The organism is Micromonospora thermarum (assembly GCF_012034245.1).
In the GTDB taxonomy this organism is placed as follows: domain Bacteria; phylum Actinomycetota; class Actinomycetes; order Mycobacteriales; family Micromonosporaceae; genus Micromonospora; species Micromonospora thermarum.
In genome coordinates this window covers 197,905-208,995 of record NZ_JAATEO010000006.1, presented here as the reverse complement: position 1 = coordinate 208,995, position 11,091 = coordinate 197,905, and the positions used below count along the sequence as shown (strand labels likewise).

At 66.1% G+C, this 11,091-nt stretch carries 8 protein-coding genes; 7 read left to right on the top strand and 1 reads right to left on the bottom strand.

Annotated elements, in window-relative coordinates; all coding sequences use genetic code 11:
- The coding region (locus HCJ94_RS31430) for an ATP-binding protein (RefSeq protein WP_373684216.1) at nucleotides 1-176 on the top strand (176 nt) is incomplete at its 5' end.
- Nucleotides 177-497: 321 nt separating this feature from the next.
- On the opposite strand, the gene HCJ94_RS08185 is transcribed toward HCJ94_RS31430, so the two are convergent.
- Complete coding sequence (locus tag HCJ94_RS08185; protein ID WP_168000352.1) at nucleotides 498-800, bottom strand: metal-sensitive transcriptional regulator; 303 nt, start codon at nucleotides 798-800, stop codon at nucleotides 498-500.
- Between the two features lie 152 nt (nucleotides 801-952).
- Here HCJ94_RS08185 and HCJ94_RS08180 point away from each other — a divergent pair, with 152 nt between their 5' ends.
- From HCJ94_RS08180 to HCJ94_RS08155, 6 genes are all read left to right on the top strand, one after another.
- Nucleotides 953-1,162, top strand: coding sequence for a heavy-metal-associated domain-containing protein (locus HCJ94_RS08180; RefSeq protein WP_168000351.1), 210 nt, complete (start codon nucleotides 953-955; stop codon nucleotides 1,160-1,162).
- 40 nt (nucleotides 1,163-1,202) lie between these two features.
- On the top strand, nucleotides 1,203-1,754 hold the full coding sequence (locus HCJ94_RS29575) for a hypothetical protein (RefSeq protein WP_205800900.1): 552 nt from the start codon (nucleotides 1,203-1,205) through the stop codon (nucleotides 1,752-1,754).
- Between the two features lie 20 nt (nucleotides 1,755-1,774).
- Entirely contained in the window at nucleotides 1,775-2,113 is a 339-nt protein-coding gene (locus tag HCJ94_RS08170) for a PIN domain-containing protein (protein WP_168000350.1), read from the top strand.
- Between the two features lie 1,297 nt (nucleotides 2,114-3,410).
- On the top strand, nucleotides 3,411-3,839 hold the full coding sequence (locus tag HCJ94_RS08165; protein ID WP_168000349.1) for a carboxymuconolactone decarboxylase family protein: 429 nt from the start codon (nucleotides 3,411-3,413) through the stop codon (nucleotides 3,837-3,839).
- Nucleotides 3,840-3,956: 117 nt separating this feature from the next.
- Nucleotides 3,957-5,309: an acyltransferase domain-containing protein gene (locus HCJ94_RS08160; RefSeq protein WP_168000348.1), complete on the top strand. Its 1,353-nt coding sequence runs from the start codon at nucleotides 3,957-3,959 to the stop codon at nucleotides 5,307-5,309.
- Between the two features lie 5 nt (nucleotides 5,310-5,314).
- Nucleotides 5,315-11,035, top strand: a complete 5,721-nt coding sequence (locus HCJ94_RS08155) for an SDR family oxidoreductase (RefSeq protein ID WP_168000347.1) — start codon at nucleotides 5,315-5,317, stop codon at nucleotides 11,033-11,035.
- Nucleotides 11,036-11,091 lie beyond the last annotated feature (56 nt).

Genomic DNA, 11,091 nt, shown 5'->3' with positions numbered 1-11,091 from the left:
TGAAACACGCCTTAGGCCTGTCGATCGTGCGCGCTGTGGCCCGGGCTCACGGCGGCGACGTCGAAGCCACCGCGCGACCGCAGGGAGGCTTGTCGGTGACGGTGCGCCTACCTACCTCGCAAAAATGGCCCACTATTCCCGCAGGCACGCCACTGCACGGAACGAACAGCGCCTAGTACCAGCTGCTCTCCCGGCAACGGCGGCGGGACGAGCCTTGCGGCGAAAGGCCTCCCCGGTGCCGTCCATCCGCAGCTCTGCGGACCCCGCGCTCACTCTGGGCCGCGCCCGGCAACGACGGAGCCGTGGACGGTGCGGCCCAGTCGTCGAACGATCTCCCAAAGCGACCACGTCCCATCGGGAACTGTGAGACAGCCGGCCGGACACGTCGTCAGAAACCACGGATTAGATGAGCAGCGGCGTTTTCACGAACCCAAGCGGGGATTGGTAGCCAATCGCAGCCGTGCGGCCGGGATCAGATGGACGGCATCGACTGGGGCTCAGCCGCGCTTCATGAGGCGGCCGACGGCGGCCATCATCTCGGTGGCCATCTCGTCGGCCCTGCCCTCGGCGGCGCCCTCGTGCATGCAGTGACGGGCGTGGCCGTCGAGCAGGCCGAGGGCGACCTTGTCCAGGGCGGCCTGGATGGCGGAGATCTGGGTGAGGACGTCGATGCAGTAGCGGTCGTCGTCGACCATCTTCTCGATGCCCCGGACCTGGCCCTCGACGCGGCGCAGCCGCGCGAGCAGCTGGTCCTTGGTGGCGGTGTAACCCCGGGTCGGGGTCGGCGCGGATGTCGTCATGCCGTCCAGGATACCGTACCCCTCGGGGGTATGCTACGGTGCTCGTTGAGCCGGTACCCCCTCCGGGTATAAAGCCGGGGAGTTCTGCATCACAGCCCATCACCATATACCCCCGGGGGGTATATGGTGAGTGTGTTGAGAGGAGCGTTCTGATGACCACCGCGACGTACCAGGTGCAGGGCATGACCTGCGGGCACTGCGTCAACTCCGTCAGCACCGAGATCGGTGCGCTCGAAGGCGTCCGCGATGTCCAGGTCGACCTCGCGTCCGGGCAGGTCACCGTGACCAGCGAGGCACCACTGGACCCGGCTGCCGTCCGCGCGGCCGTCGACGAGGCCGGCTACGACCTCGTCGGAGCCTGACCCTTCGCGAAACCCTTCCTGAGGAACTGAGGTGCCACTGATGAACACGGCGACGAAGCTGAGCGGTTTCGCCCTCGGCCTCGCGGCGGTGTTCGGCGCGGCGTACGGGGTCGGCCAGGTGGCCGGCCCCGTCGCCCCGGCCGCCGAGACCCGCCACGATGGCAGCGCCGACCACGGCGGCGGCCACGACAACGCCGGCCAGCAGGAGGCCCCCGGGCATCTTCCGGGCGGGCTGCTCGTCTCCGACCGCGGCTACACCCTCACCCCGGTCACCGCCCCGGCCGGCGAGTTCGCGTTCCGAATCAGCGGGCCGGACGGTCAGGAACCCGCCGAAACCAGGGTCGACCTGTTAAGAGATGAGCCCGGGCTAACCGGAGATCCACGGTGGGACGCGCTGCTTGCCGCGCTCGCGGAGCACCTGCTGGCTCAGGCAGATCTTGCTCCGCCCGCATGGGTCGACGCACGTGTGCTGCGCCGGGCATGGTTCCCGGCCGAACTGGCCATCCACCGGGCCGACGCCCTGGCATGGGCCCCGGCTGCATTCCGGAAGCGCGGTGTTTACCTCTCCGTTCACGACCTGGCCGCGGCGTGAGCGGATCAGACGGCGTCCTCATGGGGCGCGCGGAACTCGAACGCGCGTTCACTCACCTGGGCGAGCGGCTTGTCCGCCGTGGAGTCGTCGCCGACATCTTCATTGTGGGTGGTGCCGCGATGGCGCTTGCGTACGACGCGAAACGGGTGACCAGGGACGTCGACGCGATGTTTGTTCCGCACGGAGTCGTCCTCGATGAGGCGCGTGCGGTTGCCGACGAACTTGGACTACCGCCGTGGTGGCTGAACGAGCAGGCCAGCGTGTATGTCTCCGGCAAGGACGACCCGGGCAGGCGGCGGGTCTTCGATCACCCTGGCCTGCGCGTGATGGCGGCTTCGCCGGAGATATCTTCGCGATGAAGGCGCTCGCGGCGCGAACCCGCGACGTGGACGACCTTCGGACCCTGGCGGCGCTGGCCAAGGTGGCGACAGTGGATGACGCCCTACGTCTGTGCAGCGAAGTCACCCAGGTTCATGAAGACCGGGGGCGCTGTCGGCTGCCCTGACACCGCTGTGGCCGTCCCTGCCGGCGTGGCCATGAGCGGCGCCGACTTCCCGTCGGCGGCAGGGTGAGCAGCTGGTCGAAGCGCTCGTGCCGAGTCCACTGCCGGTCGCGCAACCCGAACCGGCGCCCATGCCGATGCGGCCCCCGGCCTGCTGACGAGTCCGCCGCGGGGTGCTGTTCGACGTGGCCCGTCCCGACGCTGCGGGTCGTGTTACCGCCCGTGAGCTGCTGCGTGCCTGGGGTGGACGTCCGGCACCGCGCTGCGTGTCGACGTCGTCCACGGCGCGGTGCTCATCATCCCGGCCGCTGCCGGTGCGCACGTCGTGGGCTCACGCGGGGAACTGCCGCCGCCCGCCGCCGCCCGCCACCTGTGCGGCATCACGCCCGGCCAGCCGTTGCTCCTGGCCGCCGTCCGCTCCCGTGCGCGAGACCGACGCCGCGGCGGGCGATGCGCGGACAGATGTCGATATGCCGGTAGCTGGTTCAGGTCCTCGGTCCAGACGCCCTTCGCGAAATGCGGACCCTCAAGGGAGGAAGAACCGCAAAAAAAGAAAGATCCTCGATGGAGATTGCCGCAGCCATCTCGTTGCCTCCCCTGGATTAGTCGACCAATGGCTCGCCAAGCCCGGGTTGTGAGCCTTTCAGGCTAGTCGGAGATCGAGGACGGCTCTAGGCCCCTAAACGTGGACGTTGCTATGTGGGTACCCGGTTGGTTCCTCCAGGGCCGGCGTTCGAGATTCCCCCGCGCGTGTAGGAACGCTTGGATCTGCGGCCACCAGGTTTCGACGTGTCGGCTGCGCTCCAGCTCGGCGGGCTGTGGATCTTTGCAGTCCTGTATCTGGTTCACATCCAACCGAACGCCGACGTTGCAGTTCCACCGCTGCCGCCTCGCATCCGCTCCGCCTCGCAGTCTCCGTCACGGCGTGGAGTCCCAACGCAGATCCATCCCTCCGCGGGCTCGCTGGTCGGCACCTTCTGTTCTCGGAACGACCATCACCAGTAGGCCATTGACGGCGACCGGAGCATGTGCTGAGCTGTGACTCAGCTCACGTAGTGAGTCGCGGTGATGATTCCGCGCCGTGTAGAACTGCGCAGGACTCGCACGTTGCTGCGAGACATCGCATCATGTCTTTGTAGTTGGGGGAGGGGGAGATGACTAGCGATCCAGTCGCGGACGAGCGACGCCTGCGCGGTCTGCGCAACGCCTACGAGCTCGCGGGCAAGGAAACCTCTGATGCATTCATCGCCGGACTCGCGGACACCTGTCCGCCATTGGCTGACTTCATCACGGACTTCGTCTTTGGCGATCTTCACGGTCGAGCGGAACTGGGCTCCAGGGACCGGGAACTGCTCACTCTCGCTATCCTCGCGGCATTAGGTGGCTGCGAGCGCGAGATCGAGCTGCATTTGGAAATAGCGTTGCGAATCGGTATTGAGCCGGTGACGGTGATCGAGACCCTTCTGCATGTCAGTGCCTACGCGGGATTTCCGCGAGCGCTCAACGCGATCATGGTCGCGCGGAGGGTTCTGGAGCGGCGCGGGTTGCTCCCGGTAGGAGTGATTGAGCCGCCGGAGGCTTAGCCGCCGGTCCACTGAAGTCGGGTACTGCTTGCCCTCTCCGTTTTAGATGATATCGCTACTACCAATTCTCTTTATTCGTGAAGGCAAACCGTATCGGGGGGATGGGGAGTGTAGAAAATGGGACAGCGAGTAGCGTTCATGTTCCCTGGGCAGGGTGCGTACCTGCCAGGTGCATTCGCCAAAGTCGACTGTGAACCCGTGGTTCATGACGTGCTGCAAACGATGGACGAACGATCTGTGGAGTACTGGGGCGACAGGGTCTCGCCTTTGCTTCTCGAGACGGATGCACCGAGGGTCGACGAGTTGCTGGAGCGGCGGCCACAGGTGCTGCAACTCGCGATCCTTGCGACCTCGACGATCGTCTTCCGCCTGTTGGGTCGACTCGGCATTCATCCTGACGTGGTAGTGGGACACAGTCTCGGCGAATATAGCGCCCTGGTCGCGGCTGGCATGCTGACGTTGGACGACGCGGCACGAGCTCTCTGCGAGCGGGATCGCGCCTTCCTCGAGGTGTCGCCACCGCCGGGGGGCCTGCTCGCGACCGAACTAGGCCCGCGGCGTGCCGAGGGACTGCTGACTGCGATGGATGATTGGGGCCTTGCCCTTGCCGTGTTCAACGGGCCACGGCAGACGGTGGTTTCGGGTAGGAGGGAGGCGCTTGGCCGGCTGGAGAAGGCGATCGCGGGTCTGGACCTCTCTGCGGTGCGACTGAAGGCGCCCTACGCGTTCCACAATCCCATGCTCCGTGACGTTGCACAGCTCTTCCGCGAATCAGGACCCGATCTTGCCGTCGCTAGCCCTCGGTGCCGGGTGTATTCCCCAATTCTGAGCCGGTATATCTCGAGTAGGGACGACATCCGTGAATTGAGCGAATCTCAGTTTACGTCGCCGGTGCGCTTTTATGGGGCCATGCAGTCGCTGCACAGCGACGGTGTGGAGGTCTTTGTCGAGTGTGGTGCGCGGAACGCGCTGACCAAGCTGGTTCGGGCGTGCCTGCCGACCCACATGAAGACCATTGCGCCGCTGACCCACCACGTCACGCTTGACGGGATTCGCGCTGAGTTCGCGGACGAGGTCTCGCCGGCGTCTTCCGCGCCGATGACCCTGCCAAATCCATTGCGGACAGCGGTATCACCCGTCGCTTCGTTGCCCGAGCCCCTCAAAACCGCAGCCCTTGAACAGACGCCGCGGCGACCGGGAGTTCCGTCCGTCGATGACATCATCTCCGAACTTCGGAAGCGGTACGCGGCGAGCCTGGAGTACCCGGAGAAGTACCTAACCGAGGACGCGGACTTGGAGGCCGATCTCGGTGTGGACTCGCTCAAGCAAACCGAACTGCTTCGGCAGACGATGGATCACTATGAGGATCTCGACCTGCCGTCCAACTTCCGGATCAGCGACTTCCCAACTCTCCGCTCCCTTGCGGAGTACCTTCACCCCCGCATCACCGTCGCTGCTGTGGGGATGTGACCAGTATGGCCTTCGAGCTTCGGGACCGAATTGCGCTGGTGACGGGCGGGACGAGGCAGACGGGTGCCACCATCGCCCAAGCCCTGGCCGAGAGTGGTGCGCACGTCATCCTCAACTATTTTCACGACTGCGACGGGGCGGAGGCCACGGCCCAACGGATGCTAAAGATGGGGCTGTCGGTGGAGACAGTGCGCGCATCCGTCGCCAAAGCGGATGAGGTCGCGACGATGTTCGACGATCTCGCCGCGAAGCATGGCGGGTTGGACATCCTGGTGAATAACGCAGCATTCGGTGTGTTCGCGCCACTTGACGAGCTGAGTGAACGGGATTGGCAGCGTGTCCATAGCGTCACGTTTCACGGCGCACGGCTTTGCTCCGCTGCCGCCCTACCGCTCATGAGGACACGAGGAGGGGGTTCCATCGTAAACGTGTCCTCCTCCGGGTCAGGTCAGGTGATCGAAAACTATGCTGCGGTGGGCACGGCCAAGGCCGCGCTGGAGGCGTTGACCCGATACCTTGCGGTCGCGTACGGCCCCTACGGGATCCGGGTGAACACCGCCTCTTTCGGGCCGCTGGACGGGCCCACCTTTCGCCTGTTCCCCGAGGGAGAGCGGTTGCTCGATGCGAGCGCCGCCATCACTCCGCTGGGACGACACGGCACCATCGAGGACCTGGCTCATCTGGTGCTGATGCTTGCCAGCGACGAGTCGCGTTGGATGACCGGTCAGGTGCTGCTCGCCGACGGCGGACTGAGCCTGAGCGTCCCAGGGCTTTCCCCGTGGGTGCTGCGCGCACAGGCACCACGCAACGACGGACTAGAGGAGACGCCGCAAGCAACGCCGCGGATAACCGTGACGGAGCCGGACACAGCCTCCGAAACCGGGATGACGTTGGAGGGGGGACCGACCGAGGCGCTGCGCGTCGGTCTGCCAGAGCCGGACGCTCCCGCCGAGATTGAGATTGCGATCGTGGGGATGGGGCTCGCCTTGCCGGAGGCGAGTTCGCCCGAGGAGTTCTGGACTCTGCTCAACACGGGCCGTGCGGTGTTCAGCGAACCGGGCGACCGGCTGGACATCAACCAATTCCATGACAACGACCCCCGCGCGGAGGATAAGGGCTACGCCCGGTTCGGGGGCTACCTCCGACAGTTGTGTCCGCACCCCGTTCTACGCGCCGAACTAGCCCATCACGGAGGCGATGCATACGAGCACAGCACCCGATGGTTGCGTCATGCACTACTGCAGGCTGTCGAACCAGTGCGGCTCGACGGGGCCGCCCGGTGTCAGCTGGTGGTCGGACTCACTCCCGATGGCAACCAGCATCTGGAAGAGAGCATCGTCGTGGAAGCCGCGGTCCGCGAGCTCTCGGAGTACGCCAACCGCGACGAACTGCTGGCACATCTACGCGGCGCCTACCGCTTCGCGGTCGACGATCTTCGGACGGTGCTTCCACACCGCGTGCCACGCGTGGCGATGCGCGGGGTGCTGCCTTCCACAACAGACGTCCGCGTGGTGGACACGGCCTGCTCCTCGTCGCTGTATGCCATCGATTTGGGAGCAAAGGCACTGCGGTCCGGTGATACGGATGTCGCCGTGTGCGGGGGAGCTTTCGCACTCACCGCCCGGATGAGTGTGCTGTTCTCCAAGCTTGGGGGAATGAGTCCGACCGGCGAGGTGCGCAGCTTCGCACGCACGGCCAATGGAACGGTGTTCGCCGACGGAGCAGCAGTCGTGGTGCTGAAACGGCTCGACCGAGCCATCGCCGACGGTGACGAGGTCCTCGGCACTGTCTTGGGGTTCGGTGGCAGCGCCGACGGGCGTGGCAAGGCAATCAACGCACCGAACTCCGCCGGTCAGCGGCTGGCGGTCGAGCGTGCACTCGCTGACGCCGGCGTCGGACCCGCCGATATCGATTGGGTGGTTGCGCACGCCACCGGCACGCCGAGTGGAGATGCGACGGAGCTGAGTACGTTGCGCGGCGTCGCCGATGACAAGGCGCCATGGTTCGTATCTTCGAACAAGGCTGTAGTCGGTCACACCGGGTGGAGTGCGGGCGCCGTATCCGTGATTCATGCGCTCCTGGCGCTGCGGCACCAGGAGATTCCCGCCCAGCCGGACTTCGGGGCGCCTCCGGACGCCGCACTTCTCGATCACGCGTTGCGCATCCCACGCCGCTCAGTGCCGTGGCCCCGACGCCAGAACCACCGCCGGACCGTCGCAGTGTCCTCTTTTGGATTCGGTGGCACCAATGCCCACCTCGTGCTTGCCGAACCTCCGTCGGGCGAACAGCCGCAGTTTGGGACGCGAATCACCGAAACCAAGGCCGACGACCCTGTGGTCATTGTTGCGTGGAACGCCCACCTGCCGGGCGAGCCGAGCGCCGATCGGGTGGTCCGTTGGCTTCGCGGCGAACAGCCACCCCCGGCCGAGAGGTTCGGCGACTACCAGCTGCCCGAGCCGCCGGTAGTCCGCCTGACCCCGGCCGCGCTAAGGTCCATCGACCGAGAACAACTCATGATCATGCGCTGTGCCCGCGAGCTCACCGAAAGCAACCCCGCACTCCTAGCGGTGCCCGATCGCACCGGCGTATTCCTCGGTCACGCGGGCATGACCAGATCTGGCGGCCACTATGCATTGCGTACCCACCTGAGCAACCTCGGCAAGGTTCTGGACCGCTTCCCCGGGATCGTCCGATCGGCGGAAGCTCGCACGGCGCTGGTGCAGCGGTTCAAGGAACTGACCGTCCCGTCAAATGAGGACACCCTCCCGGGTCTCATGCCGAACGTGACGGCGGCTAGGGTCAACGTCCTGCTCAACCTCCGGGGCATGAACATGTCCGTCGACGCGGGACTCGACTCCACGCTCGCCGCGCTGGACACCGCCGCCCGGTACCTGGATACCGGTGACATCGACATCGCGCTCGTGTTCGGCCTCAACGCCCAGACCGACGTGTGGGCTGCCGCGGCATACGGCCGTCCGGCCAGTCGGACCGCGCCTCCATGCGAGGGCGCCTTCGGATTCGCTGTCACCCGCAGGTCCGTCGCCCGCGCCAGCGGCCTACCCGTAGTCGCTCAGGTTGAACCGTTGACCGGCCGGCCCCAGCAGGACGATCTCGCGACGGTGGTGGCCCGCGACGACGACGAACGCTATCTCGGCGCATGCTCCGCGTTGGCGCTATTGCGTGCCCTGGTCCGTTCCGAGCCGCGAGTTCGCCTGATGGGTGTCGAGGAACATGCGCCTTCCTTCCTCATCTCGAAGGAGATGCTTACACCGGCGCCAAACGATGAGGACCACCAAGTGCGACGGCACGGCCTGATCATGCGTGCCTCTCCTCCGGTTGCCGTGCGAGAGCCGGTTTCCGCTATCCCGGCGGGCAGCCTCGTCCTCACCGACGACTTGGCGACTGCGGCCGTGCTGAGTGGTTCCGGCAGGACCGTCCTCACTCCCCTGCCAGGACCGGTACCCAGCGGAGTGCTGTCGGTGCACCCGGTCGACGTCGCGACCTACCGAGCGGTCGTGGCTGGTCAGCGCATTGCCCACGTCCGAGTGATCGCCACTGGTGGCGCGAGCGGGCAGGTGCCCGAGTCGCTGCTGGAGCTGCACGACCTGTGTGAGATCGCGCTGCGCGAGCACCAGGATCAGCTCGACGACGGGGGCTCCTTCGCCGTGCTAGTGCCGAATGGCCTTAGCGGCGGCATCCCTAAACCAGGCACCGGCCTGTTCACCGGTCTTAGCGCTTCCCTGCTCTGGGACCTCCCCTCAGGGGTCGGCTACACCGTGGTCACCGACGACCCCGACGTGAAGTCCGGACTGGCGTTACTAGCGGCAGAGTCCGCGCTGGCCCGGCACCGCGGCATTGCGTATTACCAGGGAAAACAGCGGTTCGAGCCGATGGTCGTCCGGTTGTCCGCGCCACCCGAGACACCCTCGGCAGACCTGATGCCCCAGGATCCGGTGATGGTGGTGACGGGCGGCGCTCGGGGCATCACCGCCCGGATGGTCGCCGCCCTGGCGGCGCGCACGCGGCCTCGCGTCTGGCTGCTGGGCAGTCAACCGTTGGCGGATTCCGCGGAGCTCGCGATGCTCTCTCTTGGCCGGGCACAGCTGATCGAGGCATGGCACGACCAGGATCCGGACATGTCCATCGCCACCCTCAACCGACGGTACACCCGGCTGAATCAGGCGGCGGACAAGCAGGCCGTTATCGAGGAACTGGCCGAGCTGTGCGGGCCAGACAACGTGCAATACCTCCAGTGCGACGTCAGAAATCAGGCAGCGGTCGAGACTGCCATCGGCACCGTCCTGTCCGCCGAGGGCAAGGTTGACGTTGTGGTGCACGGTGCTGGCGTCGTCCGTGGAGCCGTACGCGGCGACTTCCTCGACATCTTCCGGACCGTACGTGACAGTAAAGTCCGCGGGTACCTCAACCTGAAGAAGGCGCTGTTGTCCGCACCGCCCAGCCGTTGGTACAACGTCGGCTCTATTGCGAGTGTCATAGGTGTTCCGGGCGACAGTGGCTACGTGACCGGCAACGCATTTCTCGCCACCGCCGCCACTCATGCCCAGGCCGGAGGATCAGACGAGTTCACGGTGGACTGGACACTGTGGGCCGAGGACGGATTCGCCGCCGACCCGGTGTTTCTCGCACACCAGCAGCGCAGGCTCACACTCACCGGGATCAGCACCGCAGAAGGGACGGCTCACACGGTCGAGGAGTTCGCCGACCTGAGGCACGAAGCAGCGGCGGAGGTCTTGTACCTGGGTGAGACTGAGCACGCACTCCTGGATCGCCTGGACCAGCACAAAACGGCAGGCGCACCGCGCGGGCGCTTCTTTCTGACCTCAGCGCCCTTCGAGGCCACGCCGGACCATGCGCGATGGTCTCTGGAACTCGACCTGGAAAGACACCGCTACCTGGCCCACCATATCGTGGATGGCCGCCCGACCATGCCCGGAGCGATCTTCCTCGAACTCGCATCCGAGGCGGCCGCCGTCCTGGTGCCGGGGAGCAAGGTTCGTTCCATCCGAGATGCCGTTTTCCTCAGCTTCCTGCGTGGCCCCCGCGACAGCTGGCCGAAGATGGTGAAGGTGGACGCCCGTGTCTGCGAGCGCGGGCTGGAACAGACCAGCGTCGCGGTCACTGTCACCGGCGACGTGCGGGCCCCGGACGGCACCCTTCTGGCGGAGCGGACCCATTGCCGGATGAGAGTGGTTCTCGGCGCACCAACCGACCCGATCGAGATCTGCTGCCCGCCTCGGGACGGGGGACTGCTGATCCCCGATCCGTATCTGCTGCCCGGGTCGCCCGTCGCCATGAGCGGACCATTCCTGGCTATGTGGCAACCTCGGGCGCATCCGTGGGGAGTGTCGGCAAAGCTGGACTTGTCCGAAGCCGCTGGCTCCGGCATATTCGGCCAGTTCCTCGTGCCCAGCCTCGCGGTCGACGGGCTCGCGCGGCTGGCTGCTCTGCGTGTGGTCAACGAACGCATGCATGTCGCAGGGCTTGCCGCGATCGGTCGGCTGGATCTGCATCTGGAACACAACGACGTTGAACTGGACCAGGCCTTCGGGCACAGCCTCACGCTCCACCACCATGCGGCGACCACGACCAGGGGTGAGGCTGCCCACATGACCGCCTCGGATGGCCGCTTGCTTGCCCGGCTTCACCACCTCCGTTCGGTCGGACGCGGCACATTCGACCCAGCAACCGGGCAGTTTGTGGCCTAGCACTCCAGCCGTAGTTGGTGTATGAGCCAGCAGCCCGGTTCGGCCAACACGTTGGG

Excerpts from the sequence above, each read along its gene's own strand:
- HCJ94_RS08170 (WP_168000350.1), top strand. The coding sequence starts at position 1,775 with ATGGGGCGCGCGGAACTCGAACGCGCGTTCACTCACCTGGGCGAGCGG.
- HCJ94_RS08185 (WP_168000352.1), bottom strand. The coding sequence starts at position 800 with ATGACGACATCCGCGCCGACCCCGACCCGGGGTTACACCGCCACCAAG.
- HCJ94_RS08160 (WP_168000348.1), top strand. The coding sequence starts at position 3,957 with ATGGGACAGCGAGTAGCGTTCATGTTCCCTGGGCAGGGTGCGTACCTG.
- HCJ94_RS29575 (WP_205800900.1), top strand. The coding sequence starts at position 1,203 with ATGAACACGGCGACGAAGCTGAGCGGTTTCGCCCTCGGCCTCGCGGCG.
- HCJ94_RS08165 (WP_168000349.1), top strand. The coding sequence starts at position 3,411 with ATGACTAGCGATCCAGTCGCGGACGAGCGACGCCTGCGCGGTCTGCGC.
- HCJ94_RS08155 (WP_168000347.1), top strand. The coding sequence starts at position 5,315 with ATGGCCTTCGAGCTTCGGGACCGAATTGCGCTGGTGACGGGCGGGACG.
- HCJ94_RS08180 (WP_168000351.1), top strand. The coding sequence starts at position 953 with ATGACCACCGCGACGTACCAGGTGCAGGGCATGACCTGCGGGCACTGC.